Below are 20,854 nucleotides of genomic sequence, written 5' to 3' on the forward strand. Positions count from 1 at the left end.
CAGAAGAAAAAATCCAAAATCAACATGACCAATACCGCACCCTCCGCCAACAGCGAAGTCCGGATACGCCCGGCAAAACAAGAAGACTTTGAGGCCTGGCAGGGTTTATGGCAGGGCTACAACGCCTTCTATGGTCGCCATGGCGAGACGGCGCTGGCGGCCGGGATTACCGACATGACGTGGTCGCGATTCTTCGATGCCTATGAACCGGTGCATGCGCTCGTGGCCGAACGGGACGGTCAACTGATCGGCCTGGCCCATTTTCTGTTTCATCGCAGCACAACGCAGATAGCGCCCAATTGCTATCTGCAGGATCTCTTCACGGCGGAATCATCCAGAGGACAGGGCGTGGCGCGCAAATTGATCGAAGAAGTTTATCTCCGGGCGCAGGCGGCGGGGAGCGGCAGGGTGTACTGGCAAACGCATGAAACCAATGCAACGGCGATGGCCTTGTACGACAAGGTCGCCGAGAAGTCGGGCTTTGTCGTCTATCGGAAGTTGCTCTGAGTACCGGACTGCTTCCGTCTCAATAGAAAAGACATCCGCACGAACAAGGATTGGGTGCAGCCGCGACGTGCATGGCGCGTTGCCCGCAAGAGGGGGCGGGCAACGCTGCTCCGTCAGGCAAGCTCCAGACGGCTCGGCGTGATATCGATGCTGTTCTTCAGCATCGGCAACGTCCCCAGTTTGAAGATGCCGACCAGGCCCGACAACTTCGCCGCCTGTTCTTGCAAGGATTGCGCGGCGGCGGCGGCTTGTTCGACCAGCGCGGCATTTTGCTGGGTGACATCGTCCATTTGCGCCACGGCATCGTTGATTTGTTCGATGCCGTCGCTTTGCTGACGGCTGGATTGCGAAATTTCGGCCACCATGCCATTGACCTTCCTGACGCTGCCGACGACCTCGTCCATCGTCGTACCGGCCTGCTCAACCAGGGAACGCCCGATATCGACCTGCTTCACGGAGTCGCTGATCAGCACCTTGATTTCCTTTGCCGCAGTGGCGCTTCGTTGCGCCAGGTTGCGCACTTCCGATGCGACAACGGCAAAACCGCGCCCCTGCTCCCCGGCGCGCGCCGCTTCCACTGCAGCATTCAGCGCAAGGATATTGGTCTGGAAGGCAATGCCGTCAATGACCGAAATAATCTCCACGATCTTGTGCGACGAAGCGTTGATCAGCCCCATCGTGTTGACGACCTGCTGAACGACTTCGCCGGCCTTGGCCGCGACGTCGGACGCCGACACCGCCAGTTCGTGCGCCTGGATTGCACTGCCGGAATTCTGTTTCACCGTTGACGCCAGTTCTTCCATCGACGAAGCCGTTTCCTCCAGCGAACTTGCCTGCTGCTCCGTCCGCGACGACAAGTCCAGGTTGCCTTTGGCAATCTGGCTGGACGCCGTCGCGATCGTATCGGTCCCGGCGCGCACCTGGCCGACGATTTGCGCCAGCGCGTCGCGCATGCTCTTCATCGAGAACAGCAGGCTGTCCTGATCGCTCGGCTTGGTTTCTATATTGACGGTCAGATCGCCGTGCGCGATCCGGGTCGCAATCTGATTCGCATAGGCAGGTTCTCCGCCGAGCTGGTTCAGTACGCTGCGCGTGATCAGATACGCCGCCATGATGCTGACGACCAGCGCAAGTCCTCCAAACAGCAGCATCATCGAACGCGCATTGGCATAGGCGACATCCGCATTGTTCGAGGCTTCCTCATTCTGTTTGTTTTCCAGCACGATGAAGTTATTGAGCTGCTCCCACCATTTCCGCTGGATCGGCCGGAATTCATTGCGCAGCACCGAATACGCCTCGTCGCGCTTGCCGGCCATGATCAGTTCCATCGCCTGTCTGATATGCCCGTTGGCAACCTTGGAGGTTTGGCTGATGGCGTCGAACAGCTGCTGTTCTTCCTGGCTTGTCGAACTCTCGCCTCTGAGCATCGCCCCCAGTTTTTTCTCGGCGGCGGCATATTTTTGCGCTTGCGTGTCGACGCGCTTCATTTCGACCTCGATTTCCTGCGGATTATTTCCAAGCAGGATCATGTTGCGCAAGGCAAGCGCCCGCTCGGTGATGGAAAGGTACATCGATGAGGCTTCGCTGGCTTCGACGTTGTTGATCTTCGTGATCTCATCCATGCGTTGCTTCTGTTGCGCCATCTGGATGATGCCTAGCAGCGTGACGATAATCAGCAACAGGCAGACCAGCGTGAATCCGATTGCCAGGCGCGCGGAGATTTTCAACTGTGAGAGTTTCATGTTTCCCTCGGACGGTGACGTGATGCGAATGTTTATATTCCGGCGCCCTTGGCAGGCGCCGGGCCCGATCCGTCCCGGATTTCTCCACCCTGATGCGATATTGAAATACCTGCAGACGAACGGAATGACTTATCGAACCGGTAACTGCAACATTGCTGGAGCGCCGTCCCCTGCACGGCGGATTTCCTCATGCAACGACATTGAATTTTTGTAACTTATTGACGTAATTTACAGTTACGAGACTAGCATTTTTTAGTTGGCATCAGAGGCGTGTTTTCAGAAAAAATACACGGCATTAATGATTTAACAAGGAATCGATGCGGATGGATCAGGTAACCTGGTATCCGGCGGTGTCGCGACTAGCCCCGGCAGCGATGTTTATATTTTCCTGACAGATAGGCTATCTGCGCGGTAGGTTGTTCCAAAAATGTATCTATAAAGGTATACGAGCTTCGATTATGCGATTCTCTTGCTCTATCAGCGTAAAATAATTCTAAAATTCAACGTGTTGAGCTTTCAATCGACGAGATTCGCAAAGCATATGACGCAAAGACAAACAGAAAATATTTCCTTATTTCTCCCCACGATGCCGGCAAGCGCCAGCGAACGAAAACTGGCGATTGTTCTCATTGCGATATCTGCCATTTTCTTCGTGGCCTGCCTTCCGTTTGCCAAGATGCCCTTGGCGAAAATAGACGCCTTCATTCCCATCTACGCTTCGGCGCTCTGCATTAATGATGCGATTACGTCCTTGTTGTTGTTTGGGCAATTCGTCATTTTGCGATCCAAGGCGCTTCTGATACTGGCACTGGGTTATGCGTTCACTGCGCTGATGACCGCAGCCCATGCGCTGTCGTTTCCAGGTTTGTTTTCGCCGTCAGGCTTGCTGAGCGGAGGATCGCAGACCACCGTATGGTTCTATATGTTTTGGCACGGCGGCTTTCCTCTCTTTGTCATTGCCTATGCCTTGTTTAAAAAGCGGGGGAGCGTTCTTGCAGCCAAGGGTCTCATCGCGCTGAGCCTTGGCGGCGTGTTCATGGTGGTTTGCGCTTTGGCATATCTGGGGACGGCAGGCCACGACTATTTTCCCGTCCTTTTGCTGGCAGGGAAGTACACACCTACCTTTATCGGTACTGTGCTTGGCATATGGGGCGTGTCTTTCATTGCGCTCATGCTCCTCTGGCGTGGACGGTCTTATTCGGTGCTGGATTTATGGCTGTTGGTCGTTGTTTGTGCGTGGATATTTGACGTTGGACTGTCAACGATATTCAATCTCAAGAGATTCGATCTCGGTTTCTATGCCGGCCGCCTCTACGGGCTGCTCGCGGCAAGCTTTGTCCTGGGGATGCTGCTAATTGAGAACACCAAGCTATACGCGAAATTAGTCAGCATGCATGAGCAGCAGCGGCATAAAACTGCCGAGTTGGAAATCCTCAATCGTGACCTGGAGTCATTCGGCTATTCGGTTTCCCACGATTTGCGGAGTCCCTTGCGGGTCGTCGGCCAGTTCGCCCAGATCTTGCAGGAAGAATACGCCGACGTGCTCGATGAAGAAGGGCAACGTTTCGTCTCTCTCATCAGGAAAAGCAGCAACAAGATGTCTTGCCTGGTGGAGGATCTCCTGGCGTTCTCGAAGATCGGTCAGCAGCCTTTGCAGACGGAAGTCGTGAATTTCGATTTTTTGATCGGTGAAATTGTTCAAGACCTCAAGCTTGCCAATGAGGGGCGTACCATACAGTTCGACATCGTTCCTCTTCCTGTTGCGTTGGTCGATGGAAAAATTCTTCGCCAGGTGTGGTGGAATCTGATTGAAAACGCGGTGAAATATTCGCGTACAAGAGATGTTTCGATTGTCGCCATAGGGTATAAACCGAGTACGCCGCCTGTCTACTTCGTGAAAGATAACGGCGTGGGTTTCGACATGGCCTATGCCCACAAACTGTTTGGCGTCTTCCAACGTCTTCACAGCAGCCAGGAATTCGAGGGGACGGGCGTCGGCCTCGCCATCGTGGAACGCATTGTCATCAAACATGGCGGAAAGATCTGGGCTGAGTCGACGATAGGCGCCGGTACGACCTTTTACTTTACGTTGGCTCCCGACCTGCCCGCCGGCATGGGGACCCCGGTGTATTCCTCCGCTGGAAACTGATTAACGATTTCGGATGATTCGATGCTCGCACACACGCTGAATTTCACGACCCTCGCCCTTTTCGCGCTGGTTGCCCTGGCGACGATCGCCACGCCGGGTCCGACCGTGCTGCTGGCGCTGGCCAATGGCGCGCGCTACGGCGTACGTCGCTCGCTGCCGGGAATGCTCGGAGCGGTGTCGTCGGATTTCGTTCTGGTCGGTTCCGTCGCGCTGGGTCTGGGGGCGGTGCTGGCGGCTTCCGAGTTCTGGTTTTCGGTGGTGAAATGGATAGGCGCGATGTATCTGGCCTGGCTGGGGATTCGCATGTTGCGTTCCAGCGGCGGGCTGGATCTGTCGCGTGCGGTTGCCGAGCCGGGCGATGTGGCGCCGTCGCGGATTTTCGCGAAGTCGTTTTTGGTCGCGGTGACCAATCCCAAGGGATATCTGTTTTGCTCGGCGCTGTTGCCGCAGTTCATTGACGCATCGGCGCCGCAATGGCCGCAATATGCCGCGATCAGCCTGGTGTTTGCGGGTCTCGATTTCAGCGTGATGCTGGGCTATGCCATCATCGGCGCGCGTGCCGTCAGTTTGCTGCGCCGGCGCGCGGTGCTGTGGTTGGATCGCTCTTGCGGCGCGATCTTGCTGGCGCTGGCGGGGACGATGGCGTTTTATCGTCGCAGCGGCAACTGACCTGCAATTTCTCCGGCAGTTTTCCTGAGGGATCACTGCATCTAAAAAAAGAACCGGTAGCATCATGTCAATGCCGACCGGTTCACGCCACGACAACTTCAGGTACTGCAGGAGATTCTCCGGATTTGCTCGCGCCGCGACGGCATGCCGTTGCGTGCCATTCGTACATTTATGCGCGACGCTTTCTACTGCGGCCTCAGCAAGCTGCATTTCGATTCGGCAACGGTGGTGAAGGCCTGCTCGCCGGGGATGGTTTCCACCAGCTTCAGATAATCCCAGGGTTTCTTCGATTCGGCCGGCGACTTGACCTGGTAGAGGTACATGTCGTGGATGTTGCGGCCATCGGCGCGGATATAGCCTTTGTTGTAGAAGTCGTTGATCTTCATCTTCTTCAGTTCCGCCATGACTTTGGTGGAGTCGTCGGTCTTGATCGCGGCGACCGCCTTCAGATACGTTGCGGTGGCGGAATAGGCGGCAGCCTGATGCGTGCTCGGCATCTTTTTCATTTTCAGGAAGAAGCGATTGGCGAACTGGCGCGAGGCTTCGTCCTTGTCCCAGTACCAGCTGTCGGTCATGAGCAGGCCTTCCGCATTGGCCAGGCCGAGCGCGTGGATGTCGTTGATCACCATCAGCAGGCCGGCCAACTTCATGGTCTTGGTGACGCCGAATTCCTTGGCGGCCTTGATCGAGTTGATGGTGTCTTCACCGGCGTTGGCCAGGCCGAGGATTTGCGCCTTCGATGCCTGGGCCTGCAGCATGAAGGACGACAAATCGGAGGCCGACGGCGGATGCTTGACCATGCCCACGACGGTGCCGCCGTTGGCCTTCACCACGGCCGAGGTGTCGTTGGCGAGCGAATGGCCGAAAGCGTAGTCGGCGACGAGGAAGAACCACGACTTGCCGCCTTGCTTGATGATGGCCGAGCCGGTGCCTTTGGCGAGCGCGACGGTGTCGTATTCGTAGTGCACGGTGTAGGGCGTGCATTCTTCATTGGTCAGGCGCGCGGAGCCGGCGCCGATGTTGATGTAGACGCGCTTCTTTTCCGCCATGACTTTGTTCATCGCCAGGGCGGTAGCCGAGTTGACGCCGCCGATGAGCATGTCGAGACCGCGTTGATCCGACCACTCGCGCGCCTTGGTGGCGGCGATGTCGGCTTTGTTCAGGTGATCGGCGGACAAGATTTCGATCGGTTTGCCGAGTACCTTGCCGCCGGCATCGGCGACCGCCATGCGGATCGCTTCCAGGCCGCCGAGGCCGTCGGTGTCCGCATAGGGGCCGGACATGTCGGTGATGAAACCGATGCGCACGACGTCGTCGGATACCTGTGCCTGGGCGGCGGCGCAGACCAGCATGGAACCGGCCAGGGTCGAACCGGCGATCAGGCGGGCGAGGGTGTTCAGTGTGAATTGCGCTTGCATGTGTGTCTCCTTGTTGTCGATGCTTTCTGACGAAGCGATCTGTCCCGCGATTTTTCCGTTGTCTTTTATTTTCCGCGCCGCTGTGCCAGCAGCTTAACTGCGAAATCCACGCGCACGTCTTTGGCGGCGACCATTTGCTGCACCACCCAATCCATTTCGCTCGCCGCTGCACCAGCGGCGAGTGCAATATTGCGGGCGTGCAGCGCCATGTGACCGCGCTGGATGCCTTCGGTGGCGAGGGCGCGCAGGGCCGCCATGTTTTGCGCGAGGCCGACGGCGACGGCGATTTCGGCCAGCTCTTGCGCCGACTTCACGTCCATGATCTTGAGCGCCAGGCGCGCCAGCGGATGCGTCTTGGTGGCGCCGCCGACCAGGCCGACCGGCATCGGGATTTCCAGCGTGCCGACCAGATGGCCGTCGTTGCCGATTTCCCAGGTGGTCAGCGACGTGTAGTGGCCGTTGCGGGCGGCATAGGCGTGCGCGCCGGCTTCGACCGCGCGCCAGTCGTTGCCGGTGGCGACGATGACCGGATCGATGCCGTTCATGATGCCCTTGTTGTGCGTGGCGGCGCGGTAAGGATCGACTGCTGCAAAAGTGTATGCATCGACGATGCGGTTGATGACGTCGGCGCCGTCGTAGTCGGCGGTGGTCAATGCTGCCGGCGAGACGCGCACGTGGGCGCGCGCCAGGCGCAGGTCGGCGAGATTGGAGAGGATGCGCAGGCGCACCTTGCCGCCGGTGATTTGCTCGATATGGCCGGCAACCGCTTCGGCCATGGTGTTGACGGTGTTGGCGCCCATGGCGTCGCGCACGTCGACGATCAGGTGCACGATCACCATCGCGCCGCGCGGCGTGTCGGGGAAGACATGGACTTCGATGTCCTTGCAGCCGCCGCCGAGACTGATCAGCAATTGATCACGGCTGTTGGCGATATCGATGATGGCCTGGCGATCCTTGAGGATGGCCAGTCGCGCGCCGTAAGGATCGGTCACGCCGATGACTTGCACCTGCGCACGCATCAGCGGCGCGCTGCTGGAGGTGTGGAAGCCGCCGCAGTCGCGGATCAGCTTGGCCATGAACGAGGCGGCGGCGACCACCGACGGTTCTTCGACCGCCATCGGCACCAGCACGTCCTTGCCGTTCAACTGGAAGTAGCCGGCCACGCCCATCGGCAACTGGAAGGTGCCGACCACGTTCTCGATCATCCCGTTGGCGACGTCCAGCGACAATGCTTCGGGATTGCCGAGCAGGGCGGCTTCGTCGGCGCTGAGATTGGCGCGTTCGGCGATGTGCGCCAGGCGTTGTTGCGGCGTGAGGGAACGGAACTGCGGGAGTCGGGAATCGACGGTCATGGTGCGCCTTTGTCTCGGTGTTATATCCGGTCGCGGCCGGAATGGAATGCAGGCAAGAATAGCAGGCTGTACCCAATATGTTTGGTACACTTTTGACCAACAGTTATGCAACTGTACCCAGGACACTTGTCCTGCGATGCAACATCCATCCGGAGCCGCCATGCCGATCAAATCCAATGAAGCCGCCGTTCCGCTCACCCTCACGCGGCAACTGGTCCAACTGATCCAGCGTCAGATCCGCGATGGCGTCTATGCCCCCGGCAGCCGTTTGCCGTCGATCCGCGACATGGCCAAAACGCACGATTGCGCCAAGAACACCATCGTCAATGCCTTCGACTATCTGACCGGCCTGGGCGTGCTCGAACCGCGCCGGGGTTCGGGATTCTTCGTCTGCGCCGCGCCGCCGGCGATCAAGGAAGACGACGATGCGTCGTCGCTGAGCCGCGCCATGGACGTGGTCTGGCTCATGCGCGAACAGTTGAAGAGCGATCCGGAACACCTGCGCCTGGGCGACGGCTTTCCGCCGGTGGACTGGCTGACCGAAGTGCGGCTCGACAAATTCCATCAGAAGGTGGTGCGCACCGGTCTCGGCGCCTTGTTCGGCTACGGCAGCCGTTTCGGCTATCAACCGCTGCGCCAGCATCTGGTGCACCGGCTCGCCAATCACGGCATCGAAGCCTCGGCCAGCCAGATCGTGTTGACCCACGGCGCCAATCAGGCGCTCGACATCGTCATCCGCAATTTCGTCAAACCGGGCGACCGCGTGCTGGTGGACGAGCCGGGTTACTACATGCTGTTCGGCAAGCTCAAGCTCGGCGGGGCGCGCATTGTCGGCATTCCGCGCCTGGCCGACGGGCCGGACCTGGACGCGCTGGAACGGGAGTTGAAAACCGGCAAGCCGTGCCTGTTCTTTACCCAGACGCTGGCGCACAATCCGACCGGTTCCGACACCTCGCCGCACAAGGCGCACAAGATCCTGCAACTGGCGGACCGCTACAACGCCATCATCGTCGAGAACGACGCCTTCGCCGACTTCAAGCCCAACGCCGCGCCGCGCATCGCCACGCTCGATCAGTTGCGGCGCACGATCTATGTCGGCAGTTTTTCGAAGTCGGTGTCGGCGGCCTTGCGCGTCGGTTTCCTCGCGTGCCACAAGGATCTGGCCAGCGACCTGGCGGATATCAAGATGCTGGTGCACGTAAGCAGTTCCGAATATTGCGAACGCACGCTCGACGTCATCCTCAGCGAAGGCCACTACAGTCGTCATGCGGCGCGCCTGCGCGACCGGCTGACGCAGGCCACCGACAACGCGCGCCGTCTGCTCGATCAACTGGGGGCGGAGCTGTTCTGTGCGCCGGTGCAATCGATGTACGTCTGGGCGGCGATGCCCGGCTATCCGGATTCCAAGGCGTTGGCGCAGGCGCTGATGCGGCAGAACATCGTCACCGCGCCGGGCAGTATCTTCCACATCGATACCGAAGCGCCGTCGCGCTGGTCGCGTTACAACGTCGGCCTGCTCGGCGATCCGCGTTTTGCGGCGGCCATGCAGGGTAGGGGGAGCAAGCCTTGATGCCCGGTTTGCACTAGAATGGAGGCCTTTCCGAGGCAACCCATTTTCCTGTCCATGCTAGTCAAACCACCTCTGCTCAGCGTCGCGGAAGCGACCAGATTTCTTCTCAAGGCCGTCGTGCCGCTGACCGATACGGAAATCGTTCCCACGCTGGAAGCCAACGGTCGCGTGCTGGCGGCGGCGCAGGTGTCGCAGATCAACGTCCCCGGCATGGACAATTCGCAGATGGACGGCTATGCAGTACGCGCGGCGGAGTGCGCCGGCGGCGAAACGCGGCTGCGGGTATCGCAGCGCATTCCCGCCGGCCACGTCGGCACGAGGCTTGAGCCGGGCACGGCGGCGCGCATCTTCACCGGCGCCATGGTGCCGGAAGGCGCCGACGCCATCGTCATGCAGGAAGCCTGCGAACTCGTCAACGATGCCGACGGCGATCACGTCATCGTCAGGCATGCGCCGGAAGCGGGCGAGTGGATTCGCCGCATCGGCGAAGACATCAAGTCCGCCAGCACCATCCTGCCGGCAGGCCTGCGCCTGCGTCCGCAAGAGCTGGGCCTGGCTGCATCGGTCGGTCTGGCGACGCTGCCGGTGGTGCGCAAGCTGCGCGTGGCGGTATTCTTTACCGGCGACGAACTGACGATGCCGGGCGAAGCCCTGAAGCCAGGCGCGATCTACAACTCCAATCGTTTCCTGTTGCGCGGCCTGCTGGAAAACCTCGGCTGCGAAGTCCAGGACTTCGGTATCGTGCCCGATCAGTTGCAAGCCACGCGCGACACCTTGCGCGCCGCTGCCGCCAGCCACGACCTGATCATCACCAGCGGCGGCGTGTCGGTCGGCGAGGAAGACCACGTCAAGCCGGCCGTCGAAGCCGAAGGCCGCCTCAACATGTGGCAGATCGCCATGAAGCCGGGCAAACCGCTGGCTTTCGGCGAGATTCATCGTCGTGGCGGCACAGCGGAGAAGGCCTTCTTCATCGGTTTGCCGGGCAATCCGGTGTCGACCTTCGTCACCTTCCTGATCTTCGTGCGCCCTTTCCTGCTGCGCCTGCAGGGCGTGGAACATGTCGCGCCGCGCGCGCTGACCATGCGCGCCGATTTCAACTGGCCCAAGGCCGATCGCCGCCAGGAATTCCTGCGCGCCCGTTGCAACGACCGGGGCGGCCTCGATCTGTTCCCGCACCAGGGGTCGGGCGTGCTGACGTCGACCGTGTGGGGCGACGGACTGATCGACAACGCGCCGGGCAAGACCATTGCCGAAGGCGACCCGGTGCGCTTCATTCCGTTCGACAACCTGTTGAACTGAGCCGGAAAATGATCGCTAATCTTGACCGTCACCTGATGGCGCCCGGAGACCGTCCGGCACTGGCCGGGTTGCGCCGGTTCGCCGTCGAGTTCTGGTATTTCGGCATTAAAAACGCACGTTCATGTCTGTTCGCCGGTTTGTTTTTTGCTGCCATTTTTCTGATGCCGCGCCAGGGTTTGTTTGGTGTCGGACGCTACGACGCCTTGCTGCTGTTTGCACTGATGGTGCAGTTCTGGATGGTCAGGAGCGGTATCGAGACCGTGGATGAACTCAAGGCGATCAGTGTTTTCCACGTGGTCGGTTTCGCGCTGGAAGTATTCAAGACGTCCAGCCATATCCAGTCGTGGAGCTATCCGGACTTTGCGTATTCGAAACTGTTCGGCGTGCCCCTGTTTTCGGGTTTCATGTATGCCGCCGTCGGCAGCTACATCATCCAGGCGTGGCGCCTGTTTCATCTGCGTATCTTGCATCACCCGCCATACTGGATGGCGACGCTGATCGGGGTGCTGATCTATCTGAATTTTTTCACGCATCACTACATCGGCGACTACCGCTGGTATCTGGGCGCGTGCGCGCTGGGCTTGTACGCGCGCACGACCGTGGTGTTCCGTCCGTATGACCGGGACCGCAAGATGCCGTTGCTGCTGTCTTTCCTGCTGATTGGATTTTTTATCTGGCTGGCGGAAAACATCAGTACCTTTTTCGGCATCTGGCGCTATCCCAATCAGATCGGCGCCTGGTCCACGGTGCACATCGGCAAATGGAGTGCATGGGCCTTGCTGGTGGTGATGACGTTTACCATCGTTGCGCAATTGAAGCACATTCGGCCCAAAATACATGTCGCGCCGTAAGGCTGCATTGTTGGCGTACCGCCATTTTTAGAATCTGGAAAATCATGAAAATAGAACTCCGTTTTTTTGCCGGCGTGCGTGAAGCGCTCGGCGTGACGCAAGAAGTCGTCGACCTGCCGGATCACGTCAAGACCGTCGGCGACGTGCGCGCTTTTTTGATGGGACGCGGCGGCCTGTGGATGGAGGTGCTGTCGCCGGAGAAGGCATTGCGCATGGCCTACGATCACAACATGGTCGAGCCCGGCACCTTGATCGAAGAGGGCGGCGAAGTGGCTTTCTTCCCGCCGGTAACGGGCGGTTGAGTTTGAGAGAGATCATGCCGCTGCCGAAAGAACAACTCGACGTCATTGCCGGTGGCACGCTGGCTCACTACGAAGGGCGCGCTGTCGACTTCCGCGAAGGCACGCGCGACCACGACGTCAGCCAGAACATCAATGCCTTGCTCGACGCGATCAACAAACCGGCGCCGCTGACCATTCTGGATTTCGGCTGCGGGCCGGGACGTGATTTGCAGACTTTCACAAAGCTGGGACACCGCGCCATCGGTCTCGACGGCACGGCCAGTTTTGTCGAGATGGCGCGCGCCGATTCGGGCTGCGAAGTCTGGCATCAGAATTTCTTTGCACTGGATTTGCCGGACGCCTTGTTTGACGGCGTGTTTGCCAATGCCTCCCTGTTTCACGTGCCGGTCGCGGAGTTGCCGCGCGTGCTGGGGCAGTTGCACGATGCGCTCAAGCCGGACGGTGTGCTGTTCTGCTCCAATCCGCGCGGTAGCAACAGCGAAGGCTGGAGCAGCGGGCGCTACGGTTCCTATCACGATCTGGAGGCGTGGCGCGAGTTCATGACCGCAGCAGGCTTCACCGAGATACGGCATTACTATCGTCCCGACGGTTTGCTGCGCGCCGAGCAGGCGTGGCTGGCGACGGTGTGGCGCAAGCCGGCTGCATGAAGAAAAAATGCCAAGCGCCAGAGTAGCGCGAGGCAAGGAGGGAAGCAGGTGAGGAGACGCTCATACACTGAAGGAGATATCTTTGCACTTGACCACTGAAATTGCCGCCTGGGCGGCCCAGGATACGCGCCTGCTGCTGTCCGTCCTGATCGCGCTGATCGGCATCGTCGTGCTGATCAGCGTCCTTAAAATCGCTCCCTTCCTGTCCATTCTGCTCGGCACCTTCATCGCCGGCATGGGCGCCGGCTTGCCGCTGGAAAAGATCGCCTCGTCGTTCAGCAAGGGCGCCGGCAGCATCCTCGGCGAGGCGGGCATCATCATCGCGTTGGGCGCCATGCTCGGAGCGCTGATGGCGGACTCCGGCGCAGCCGACAAAATCGTCACGACCTTGCTGAAATATGCCAGGGGCAAGGCGATCCCGTGGATGATGGCGCTGGTGGCGATCGTCGTCGGCTTGCCGCTGTTCTTTGAAGTCGGCCTGGTGATGATGGCGCCGATCATTTTCGTCATGGCGCGTCGTTCGCAACAACCGATCCTGCGCGTGGCGATTCCCGCGCTGGCCGGCATGACCACCTTGCACGCCTTGCTGCCGCCGCACCCGGGGCCGCTGATTGCGGTGAGCGCCTTGCATGCGGATCTCGGCACCACCATGCTGCTCGGTTTTGTGGTGGCGATCCCGGCGGTGGTCCTGGCGGGGCCGCTGTACGGCATGTGGCTGGCGCCGCGCATGCCGATCGGCGAGCCGGAACAGATCGGCGCCTTGTTCAAGGGCCAGCAAGCGGCTGAACTGCAACCGGGCTTCCTGCCGTCGCTGGCGACCATCCTGCTGCCGGTGGTGCTGATGCTGGGCCGCACCGTCGCCAAGATCTGGGTCGCGCCGGAAACCACCTTGTTCGAGATGCTCAATTTCTTCGGCGAACCGATCATTGCACTGACGGCGACCGTGCTGTTTGCGGTGATCGTGCTCGGCTGGGGCCGCGGCGTCAGTCGTACCGACGTCGGCGCGATCCTGCGCAAGGCCTTGCCGCCGATTGCCGGCCTGCTGCTGACCATCGGCGCCGGCGGCGGTTTGAAGCAAGCCTTGCTGACGGCGGGCATCAGCGACACCATCACCAAGGTGGCGAGCGGCACGCACATGCCATTGATCCTGCTGGCATGGCTGATTGCCGTAGCCTTGCGTCAGGCGACCGGCTCGGCCACGGTGGCGACCACCGCCACCGCCGGCATCGTCGCGCCGCTGGTGGCGACGTTGTCGGGCACGCACAATGCCTTGATGGCGCTGGCCATCGGCGCAGGGTCGGTGTTCTTCTGCCACGTCAATGACGCCGGCTTCTGGATGGTGAAGGAATACTTCGGACTCGACCTCAAGCAGACTTTTGCAACGTGGTCGGTGATCCAGACCATCGTCTCGGTGGTCGGATTGGGAATGACCTTGCTGTTGTGGGGCATCCTGACCTGAGAACCTGCTCACGATTTTACTGCGAGGCCATGATCCGGCGTCGGGCGGTGCTCGGAATCCTCATGTACTGAAGTACATTCCGGTTCCTGTGCTCCGGCCGCCACCGGCTGATGGCCTCTCGCTACAGATCGTGAACAGGTTTCGCGTGAAGAAACAGAACAAGTCCCGGCCGGCCCGGGATTTGTCGTTTCTGCGGGCGATGTCTTCAAGACATTGGGTACAATGAGGGCGATTCCATTTGCTTCTTCTTTTTCCTATGCCGATCCGCGTCCAGACTGCCGACTTTGACCTCAGCGCCGAGATTGGCGCATTGCGCCTGACCAATCCCAAGGTCGGCGCGGTGGTCAGCTTTGTCGGCACCGTGCGCGATCTCAACGACGGCGCCAGCGTGCAGGAGATGGAGCTGGAACACTATCCCGGCATGACTGAAAAAGCGTTGGCGCAGATCGTCGCCGACGCCAAGGCGCGCTGGGAGATTTTCGACGCGCTGGTGATCCATCGCGTGGGACCCTTGCTGCCGCTTGACCAGATCGTGCTGGTCGCGGTGACCTCGAAACATCGCGGCGAGGCCTTTGCAGCCTGCGAGTTCATCATGGATTACCTCAAGACGCAGGCGCCGTTCTGGAAGAAGGAACAGACGCCCGACGGCGCGCGCTGGGTGGATGCGCGCGAGAGCGACGACAAGGCCGTGTCGAAGTGGGATCCGAAAACGGATTGATTTTTTCTTCTCCTTCTCAACAACAATAAAACATGTTCCGCCTGCCAACGACCGCCACCGCCCCTTTTTGTCCCTCTGAAGTTTCCGGCAGCGTCGCGGTGCCGCCGCATGCAAGCGTCTGGCAAAAGCTCAAAGTCTATGTCGGCCCCGGCTTGCTGATTTCCATCGGTTACATGGATCCGGGCAACTGGGCGACCTCGGTCCAGGCCGGGTCGCAGTTCGGCTATCAGTTGCTGTTCGTGGTGATGTTGTCGAGCCTGGCGGCGATCATGCTGCAATGCCTGTGCGCACGCCTGGGTATCGTCACCGGCAAGGATCTCGCCATCCATTCGCGCGAAAACTATCCGCCGGCGGTGGGCAAGGGCATGTGGGTGTTCGCCGAGCTGTCCATCGTCGCCTGCGATCTGGCCGAGGTGCTCGGCTGTGCGCTGGCGTTCAAGCTGCTGCTGGGCGTGTCGCTGCCGGTCGGCGTGTTGCTGACCGCGCTGGACACCGTGATCGTGCTGGGCTTGCAAGGGCGCGGGTTTCGTCAGGTCGAGGCGATCATCCTCGGGCTGGTGATGACGATTGCGGTTTGCCTCTTTACCCAACTGGCTTTCGTCAAGGCCGACTGGCATGCCGTGGTGCAAGGCTTCGTGCCGTCGCTGGCGACGCTGTCGAGCCGTGAGCCGCTGTACCTGGCGATCGGCGTGCTGGGCGCGACGGTGATGCCGCACAACCTCTACCTGCATTCCTCCATCGTGCAGACGCGCGCGGTCAGGCGCGAGCGTTCCAGCTTGCTGGAGGCGATCCGCTACACGCGCATCGACACGACGGTGTCGCTGCTGATGGCGATGACGATCAATGCCGCGATCCTGATCCTGGCGGCGTCGGCATTCCATAGCAGCGGCCGCACCGACGTGGTGGATCTGGATGTGGCGTATCACTTGCTCGATCCGATTACCGGCACCTCGCTGGCGGCGATCCTGTTCGGCATCGGTTTGTTTGCGGCGGGGCAGAGTTCCACCTTCACCGGCACGATCGCCGGCCAGGTCATCATGGAAGGTTTCTTGAAACTGAAAATCCCCTGCTGGCAACGCCGCATGGTGACGCGCGGACTGGCCTTGATTCCGGCGCTGATCGGCGTGTTGACCTTGGGCGAGCATTCGGTCGGACGCTTGCTGGTGCTCAGTCAGGTGGTGCTGAGCCTGCAGTTGCCGTTTGCGATGTATCCGCTGATCCGGCTGACCAGCCGGCGCGACTTGATGGGCGACTTCGCCAACCCGGTGTGGCTGGCCGCGCCGGCGTGGATGTTATTCCTCGGCATCAGCGCGGCGAATCTGTGGTTGGTGGCGCAGCTGTTTACCTGATCAGCTGAGCGCCAAAATTTATTTGGCGGAAGCAGTCTTGCTCTGGCCGCTGGGCTCCAGCGTCACGGTGCAGGTCAGGCCCGCCGCCAGCAGCACGTCCTTCGGCACTTCATCAATATGGATCCGTACCGGAATCCGTTGCGCCAGGCGCACCCAGTTGAACGTCGGGTTGACGTCGGCCAGCAGTTCGCGGCTTTGCGGATTGTCGCGATCGTAGATGCCGCGTGAGATGCTGTCGACGTGGCCGCGCAGCGTGGCGCCGTTGATCAGCTGGATCCTGGCCGTGTCGCCCACGGCGACGTAAGGCAGCTTGGTCTCTTCAAAATATCCATATACCCAGAACGAATGGCTGTCGATGATGGCGATCTTGGCCGCGCCCACGCTGGCGTAGTCGCCGCGGCGCACGCTCAGGTTGGTGATGTAGCCGTCGACCGGCGCATACACCCTGGTGCGGTCGAGGTTGAGTCTGGCGGCGTCGCGTTGGGCAATGGCGACCTGATATTGCGCATCGGCGGCGACGACCTGGGTGCCGGCGTCTTCGCGGTTTTCGCGCGAGACCACCAGGCTGTCCATGTCGGCGCGGCGGCGCGCCTGGGCGCGGCGCATGTCGAGATCTGCCTTGCGCGCCAGCACGGCGGCTTCGGCCTGTTGCAGCGCCAGTTGGTAATGCGCGGGGTCGATCTGCATCAGCAGGTCGCCCTTGTGCACCAGCTGGTTGTCGCGCACCGGCAGGTCAACCACCTGGCCGGCGACGTCCGGCGCGATGTTGACGACGTCGGCGCGCACGCGGCCGTCGCGCGTCCATGGCGAGACCATGTAGTGCTGCCAGAGCGTCCACGCCAGGAAGATGGCGGCAAGGAAAATCAGCGCCGTGATGATGAATCGAAAAATGGTTTTGACCGACATGATGGATTACTCCTGAATGATTCCGTATCTGTTTTTATGAAGCTGCCGTTTTTTCAGGCTAAGCGTAAATCGCCAGGCCGAGCAGTGCCGCGATGCAGGTGAACAGGCTGACGCGAAACAGCGCCGGATGCCACACCAGGTCGTACCAGCCGATGCGCACCAGGATGCGGTCGGCGACCAGCGCGATGGCGCCGGCAACGATGACGGCCAGCAGCAGCGTCGGCACGTAGGCGTCGAAGAAGGAAATTTCACGCGGCATGGTTTGCTCCTGAATTGGATGCGGAAGAAGTGCTGGCGCCAACGCTCTGGTGCTGATGCATGGGTTGCAGCGGAGACTGTGGATCCAGCAGCGCGGTGCGGATGAAGTGCAGGTAGCTCAGCGTGCGCTGCAAGCGGTGACGCTCGCTGCGTTCGCGATACTGCGGGCCGATGGCGAACTGCACCTCGGCAATGGCGCGGTTGTTGGCGTCCAGCACGGCGGCCAGCGTGGCGGGCGTGGGTTGTTCAAACAGCGCCGGCAGGGTTTCGCGCAGGCGATCCAGCGCGGCATAGGCCGATGGCGGCAGCAGGCCGGGGTTGCCGCTGCGGATGCCATGCAGTTCCGTGCGCAACTCGATCACGGCATGGCCGATTTCCAGCGTGGCGAACATCCAGCCGAAGGCGTCCTTGCGCAGCGCAGGGCGGCTGCCGGTGACCATCGTGATCTGATGCATCAGGTCGCGCGTGCCGCTTTCGAACTGCAGCGCCAGGTGGGCGAGCTTGCCGAAGCAGGCTTGAACGACTTGCTTGCGCAGCAGCTTCTCCAGATGGCGCACGGTCCAGTTGGTGGTCGGCGGCAACAGCAGCATGAAAGCGACGGTGGTCACGACCAGCGACACCATCAGCGCGATACATTCGTTGAGATAGCCCGCTGCGTTGAAGTGAGCGAGGTTGTCCGGCACCGCCACGAACGGGAAGAAGATGCAGATGCCCAGACCGTAACCGGCCAGCGTCGGTTTCGTCGTCAGCAGCACGGCCAGCATCAATACCGGCGTCAGCGCGGCAGCCAGCATCCAGAATCCGTCGAGCTGCGGCACGATATGGAAGGTGTAGAAGTAGCCGAGCACCACCGCCAGCGCCACGCCCATGGTGACGGTGCGCGTGGCCTTGGCGGGGTCGGGCGCGGCCGAGGTGATGGCGCAGAACGCGGCGGCATTGAGCGAAGCCACGTCGCCGCTGGGCCAGCCGCTCAGGATCCAGAAGGTCGACAGGCCGATCAGCGTGATGGCGGCGCGGGCGCCGGCGATGCTGGCGGTGACCATGCTGGTCTTGGGCGAATAGGCGTGTTCCCATTGTTCGCGTTCGTGGCGGCGTTGCACCAGCGATGCGTAGGTCAGCGTGTAGGCATGCAATTCCTCGATGACGCGATACAGCAGCTCGGACGCCGTGTCGAAATCGAGGATGGCGTCGTCGTCGAGCGCTTGGGCATGCTCGCTGCGCGTGGCGCGCATGCGGCGCGGCAATTCCTGTTTGTAGGTTTCCAGCTTGAGCGCGGCGTCGGCGGCGTCGGTCGCCGTCATCACCGGTTCGCCGCCGCTGCGTGTCAACAACGGCTGTACTTCGCGGAAGTAGGGCGAAATCGCATCGATCACCAGTTGCGCGGAAGGATTGCGGCTGTCGTGCAGGCGGTTCATCAACTGATGCAGGGCGTGCACGCGCGTCGACAGGGCCATGAACTCGCTGTTCATGCGTGTCAGGCGTCCGCTGCGCAGGCGGATTTCGGGATCTTCGAAAATGGCGGAGCTGCGCAAGGCTTCCAGGCCGATGATGTCGCCGACGAAACGGGCGTTGGTCGCTTCCAGCGCCTTGCGGTCGGCGGTGCCGCCCAGCGTGCTGCCGATCAGGTCGACGAAGGCGGTGAAGCGGCCGCGGATGATGCGCACCAGGCCGGGTGCGCTGGCTTGCGGAAACACCAGCGCGCTGACCACGCCGGCGCAGACGATGCCGACGGTGATTTCGGTCGCGCGTGTCATCACGGAGTCGAAGGTCAATGCCGGATTGAGCGCCGCCGGAATACCGATCAGCGCCACCGTGTAGCCCGACAGCACGAAGCCGTAAGAACGGAAGTTGCGGTTGTGCGCCGAGCCGAAGGTGCACAGGCCGATCCACAATGCCGTGGCCAGCAGGAACAGCTCCGGCGTCTGCGCGAACAGGCCGACGAACACCACCACCGCGACCGAACCGATGAAGGTGCCGATCACGCGGTAAAAACTCTTGGCGAGGATCATGCCGCTCTGCGGCTGCATCACGATGAAGACCGTGATCAGGCCGGAGCGCGGCGATTCCAGATCCAGCGCGTATCCAATGCCAAGGGCCAGCAAGCCTGCCAGCACCATTTTGAAGACGTAGATCCAGTTGGGGAAATCGGTTTGCCACCATTCGCCGGCAGCCTCGTGCAATTGCCGTCCGAACGATTTCGGCGCGGCAGGAGTGACGCCTTGAGCATTGGCGGCACTGCTCACGGTGCAACTCCCGTCGCGGTGGCGATCGCCTGGTCGGCATGGGCGCTGGTTTCAGGCGCGGATGTTTCCAGTCCGCCGCCGAGCGCGACCGTCAGGCTGGCGTAGGCGCTGAGTTTTTGCGCCAGCAGTTGCTGCACGACTTGTTGCTGATGCAGCCATTGCGTTTGCGCGGTGAGCACGTTGACATAGTCGGTCAGGCCGCGCTGATAGGCGCGGGTGGCGATATCGACATTTTTTTGCGCGGCGACGATCGACAGATCGGCCTGCACTTGCTGGCGCTTGATGGCTTGCAGCGTCACGATCTGGTCGGCGATGCTTTTGAGCGCCTGGCTCAGCAGCATGTTGTAGTGCTCCACTTCCTGATCGTAGCCGGCGGTGGTGGCGCCGAGCTGGCCGCGCAGGCGTCCGCCTTCGAAGATCGGCAGCGAGATTGCCGGACCGTAGCTGCTCGTGATGTTCGGTCCGCTGAGGAAACTGAACAGGCTGCCGCCGGCTGCCGCCGGGCCGATGCTGGCCATCAGGTTGATGTTCGGATAGAAAGCGGCCTTGGCGACGGCGATGCCTTTGGCGGCTGCCTCGACACGCCAGCGCGCGGCGCTGATGTCGGGACGGCGGCCGATCAGTTCGGCCGGCAAGGCGCTGGGCAGGCCGATGCTTGCCTGCAGATTCATGCTCGGGCGGGTGATGTTGTCGCCGGCGCCCGGACCTTGGCCGAGCAGGGCGGCCAGCTGGTTGCGGGTGAGTGCGATGTTTTCGTCCAGGGCTTCGATCTGGCGGCGTGTTTCCGGCAGCGGGACTTCGGCCTGGGTGATTTCCATCTGCGTGCCGATGCCGCCCTTGAAGCGGCGATTGGCCAGATCGAGGATGCGTTGTTCCTGCTTCAGGGTGTCCTGCATGTTGTCGAGCAGACCGTATTGCAGCGACAGCTGCACATAGGTGCGCACGACATTGCTTTCCAGGTCGAGCTGGGCGGCGCGGGCGTCGGCGGCGACGGCGTGGATTTCATCCTGGGCGCGTTCGGTGCTGTTGCGGTTGCGGTCCCACAGGTCGAGGTTGTACGAGAGGCTGAGCGCGGCGGTGTTGTTCCAGGTCAGTTTGTCGCGGAAGGCGGCGCCGTAATAGACGTTGTCGGACCAATCCTTGCGGCCGATGGCGGCATCCAGTTGCGCTTGCGGCAACTCGCCGGCATGGGCGACGACGGCCATGGCCTGGGCCTGGCGCACGCGGGCGGCGGCGATTGCCATGCTGGGGTTGCCGGCGACGGCGGTGACGACCAGGCGATTGAGTTGCGGATCGGCGTAGGTTTCCCACCAGGCGCGCCTGGGCCAGCCGGCTTCGGCGCCGACCTGGCGGATGGCGTTGCCGACGTCGAGCGTGTTGGGCTGCTGCAAAGCCGCCTGCGGCTTGATGCCGCC

18 protein-coding genes and 1 other RNA gene are annotated in these 20,854 nt (G+C 61.3%); 12 read left to right on the forward strand and 7 right to left on the reverse strand.

Going from position 1 to position 20,854, the window contains the following annotated elements; genetic code table 11:
• Positions 1-24 precede the first annotated feature (24 nt).
• The gene (locus PMI16_RS17505) at positions 25-507 is read left to right on the forward strand and encodes a GNAT family N-acetyltransferase (protein WP_007882005.1); all 483 of its coding nucleotides are present in this window, start codon (positions 25-27) and stop codon (positions 505-507) included.
• 113 nt (positions 508-620) lie between these two features.
• Here the strand turns inward: PMI16_RS17505 and PMI16_RS17510 are convergent, their stop codons facing one another.
• On the reverse strand, positions 621-2,249 hold the full coding sequence (locus tag PMI16_RS17510) for a methyl-accepting chemotaxis protein (protein ID WP_007882007.1): 1,629 nt from the start codon (positions 2,247-2,249) through the stop codon (positions 621-623).
• Between the two features lie 541 nt (positions 2,250-2,790).
• Between PMI16_RS17510 and PMI16_RS25055 the strand changes: the two genes are divergently transcribed.
• A complete protein-coding gene (locus PMI16_RS25055) occupies positions 2,791-4,398 on the forward strand; it encodes an MASE4 domain-containing protein (protein WP_157212680.1) in 1,608 nt (535 codons plus the stop codon).
• A gap of 21 nt (positions 4,399-4,419) precedes the next feature.
• On the forward strand, positions 4,420-5,067 hold the full coding sequence (locus tag PMI16_RS17520; protein ID WP_007882011.1) for a LysE family translocator: 648 nt from the start codon (positions 4,420-4,422) through the stop codon (positions 5,065-5,067).
• A gap of 185 nt (positions 5,068-5,252) precedes the next feature.
• Here the strand turns inward: PMI16_RS17520 and PMI16_RS17525 are convergent, their stop codons facing one another.
• Both PMI16_RS17525 and PMI16_RS17530 read right to left on the reverse strand, forming a co-directional pair.
• Complete coding sequence (locus tag PMI16_RS17525; protein ID WP_085942284.1) at positions 5,253-6,419, reverse strand: ABC transporter substrate-binding protein; 1,167 nt, start codon at positions 6,417-6,419, stop codon at positions 5,253-5,255.
• A gap of 131 nt (positions 6,420-6,550) precedes the next feature.
• Positions 6,551-7,837 (reverse strand): hydroxymethylglutaryl-CoA reductase, degradative, encoded by a 1,287-nt coding sequence (locus PMI16_RS17530; RefSeq protein ID WP_007882013.1) that lies wholly within the window; start codon positions 7,835-7,837, stop codon positions 6,551-6,553.
• Positions 7,838-7,997: 160 nt separating this feature from the next.
• Here PMI16_RS17530 and PMI16_RS17535 point away from each other — a divergent pair, with 160 nt between their 5' ends.
• From PMI16_RS17535 to PMI16_RS17570, 9 genes are all read left to right on the forward strand, one after another.
• Entirely contained in the window at positions 7,998-9,407 is a 1,410-nt protein-coding gene (locus PMI16_RS17535) for an aminotransferase-like domain-containing protein (protein ID WP_007882014.1), read from the forward strand.
• Positions 9,408-9,461: 54 nt separating this feature from the next.
• On the forward strand, positions 9,462-10,706 hold the full coding sequence (locus PMI16_RS17540; protein ID WP_034381123.1) for a molybdopterin molybdotransferase MoeA: 1,245 nt from the start codon (positions 9,462-9,464) through the stop codon (positions 10,704-10,706).
• A gap of 8 nt (positions 10,707-10,714) precedes the next feature.
• A complete protein-coding gene (locus PMI16_RS17545; RefSeq protein WP_007882016.1) occupies positions 10,715-11,557 on the forward strand; it encodes a DUF817 domain-containing protein in 843 nt (280 codons plus the stop codon).
• A 44-nt stretch (positions 11,558-11,601) separates the two neighbouring features.
• Complete coding sequence (gene moaD / locus PMI16_RS17550) at positions 11,602-11,859, forward strand: molybdopterin converting factor subunit 1 (RefSeq protein ID WP_007882022.1); 258 nt, start codon at positions 11,602-11,604, stop codon at positions 11,857-11,859.
• A gap of 14 nt (positions 11,860-11,873) precedes the next feature.
• The gene (locus PMI16_RS17555) at positions 11,874-12,506 is read left to right on the forward strand and encodes a class I SAM-dependent methyltransferase (RefSeq protein ID WP_007882023.1); all 633 of its coding nucleotides are present in this window, start codon (positions 11,874-11,876) and stop codon (positions 12,504-12,506) included.
• A gap of 82 nt (positions 12,507-12,588) precedes the next feature.
• Positions 12,589-13,965 (forward strand): GntT/GntP/DsdX family permease, encoded by a 1,377-nt coding sequence (locus PMI16_RS17560; RefSeq protein ID WP_007882024.1) that lies wholly within the window; start codon positions 12,589-12,591, stop codon positions 13,963-13,965.
• A 62-nt stretch (positions 13,966-14,027) separates the two neighbouring features.
• A non-coding RNA gene (locus tag PMI16_RS25395) (sX9 sRNA) lies at positions 14,028-14,102 on the forward strand.
• A gap of 119 nt (positions 14,103-14,221) precedes the next feature.
• Positions 14,222-14,683 (forward strand): molybdopterin synthase catalytic subunit MoaE, encoded by a 462-nt coding sequence (moaE, locus tag PMI16_RS17565; RefSeq protein WP_007882025.1) that lies wholly within the window; start codon positions 14,222-14,224, stop codon positions 14,681-14,683.
• A gap of 32 nt (positions 14,684-14,715) precedes the next feature.
• On the forward strand, positions 14,716-16,032 hold the full coding sequence (locus PMI16_RS17570) for an Nramp family divalent metal transporter (RefSeq protein ID WP_007882026.1): 1,317 nt from the start codon (positions 14,716-14,718) through the stop codon (positions 16,030-16,032).
• 18 nt (positions 16,033-16,050) lie between these two features.
• Here the strand turns inward: PMI16_RS17570 and PMI16_RS17575 are convergent, their stop codons facing one another.
• The 4 genes from PMI16_RS17575 to PMI16_RS17590 all read right to left on the reverse strand — a co-directional run.
• Positions 16,051-16,938, reverse strand: coding sequence for an efflux RND transporter periplasmic adaptor subunit (locus PMI16_RS17575; protein ID WP_007882027.1), 888 nt, complete (start codon positions 16,936-16,938; stop codon positions 16,051-16,053).
• Positions 16,939-16,996: 58 nt separating this feature from the next.
• Positions 16,997-17,197, reverse strand: a complete 201-nt coding sequence (locus PMI16_RS17580; RefSeq protein ID WP_007882028.1) for a DUF1656 domain-containing protein — start codon at positions 17,195-17,197, stop codon at positions 16,997-16,999.
• Positions 17,187-19,439 carry an FUSC family protein gene (locus PMI16_RS17585; RefSeq protein WP_007882029.1) on the reverse strand — a complete coding sequence of 751 codons (2,253 nt, stop codon included), beginning with the start codon at positions 19,437-19,439 and terminating at the stop codon, positions 17,187-17,189. Before PMI16_RS17585 ends, PMI16_RS17580 begins: the two co-directional genes overlap by 11 nt.
• Positions 19,436-20,854 (reverse strand): efflux transporter outer membrane subunit (locus PMI16_RS17590; protein ID WP_007882031.1); only part of this gene is annotated, 1,419 nt, incomplete at its 5' end. The genes PMI16_RS17585 and PMI16_RS17590, both read right to left, overlap by 4 nt.

The organism is Herbaspirillum sp. CF444 (assembly GCF_000282135.1).
GTDB lineage: Bacteria > Pseudomonadota > Gammaproteobacteria > Burkholderiales > Burkholderiaceae_D > Herbaspirillum.

Excerpts from the sequence above, each read along its gene's own strand:
- PMI16_RS17505 (WP_007882005.1), top strand. The coding sequence starts at position 25 with ATGACCAATACCGCACCCTCCGCCAACAGCGAAGTCCGGATACGCCCG.
- moaD (WP_007882022.1), top strand. The coding sequence starts at position 11,602 with ATGAAAATAGAACTCCGTTTTTTTGCCGGCGTGCGTGAAGCGCTCGGC.
- PMI16_RS17530 (WP_007882013.1), bottom strand. The coding sequence starts at position 7,837 with ATGACCGTCGATTCCCGACTCCCGCAGTTCCGTTCCCTCACGCCGCAA.
- PMI16_RS17540 (WP_034381123.1), top strand. The coding sequence starts at position 9,462 with ATGCTAGTCAAACCACCTCTGCTCAGCGTCGCGGAAGCGACCAGATTT.
- PMI16_RS17570 (WP_007882026.1), top strand. The coding sequence starts at position 14,716 with ATGTTCCGCCTGCCAACGACCGCCACCGCCCCTTTTTGTCCCTCTGAA.
- PMI16_RS17520 (WP_007882011.1), top strand. The coding sequence starts at position 4,420 with ATGCTCGCACACACGCTGAATTTCACGACCCTCGCCCTTTTCGCGCTG.
- PMI16_RS17575 (WP_007882027.1), bottom strand. The coding sequence starts at position 16,938 with ATGTCGGTCAAAACCATTTTTCGATTCATCATCACGGCGCTGATTTTC.
- moaE (WP_007882025.1), top strand. The coding sequence starts at position 14,222 with ATGCCGATCCGCGTCCAGACTGCCGACTTTGACCTCAGCGCCGAGATT.
- PMI16_RS25055 (WP_157212680.1), top strand. The coding sequence starts at position 2,791 with ATGACGCAAAGACAAACAGAAAATATTTCCTTATTTCTCCCCACGATG.
- PMI16_RS17510 (WP_007882007.1), bottom strand. The coding sequence starts at position 2,249 with ATGAAACTCTCACAGTTGAAAATCTCCGCGCGCCTGGCAATCGGATTC.
- PMI16_RS17535 (WP_007882014.1), top strand. The coding sequence starts at position 7,998 with ATGCCGATCAAATCCAATGAAGCCGCCGTTCCGCTCACCCTCACGCGG.
- PMI16_RS17580 (WP_007882028.1), bottom strand. The coding sequence starts at position 17,197 with ATGCCGCGTGAAATTTCCTTCTTCGACGCCTACGTGCCGACGCTGCTG.
- PMI16_RS17555 (WP_007882023.1), top strand. The coding sequence starts at position 11,874 with ATGCCGCTGCCGAAAGAACAACTCGACGTCATTGCCGGTGGCACGCTG.
- PMI16_RS17545 (WP_007882016.1), top strand. The coding sequence starts at position 10,715 with ATGATCGCTAATCTTGACCGTCACCTGATGGCGCCCGGAGACCGTCCG.
- PMI16_RS17525 (WP_085942284.1), bottom strand. The coding sequence starts at position 6,419 with ATGCTGGTCTGCGCCGCCGCCCAGGCACAGGTATCCGACGACGTCGTG.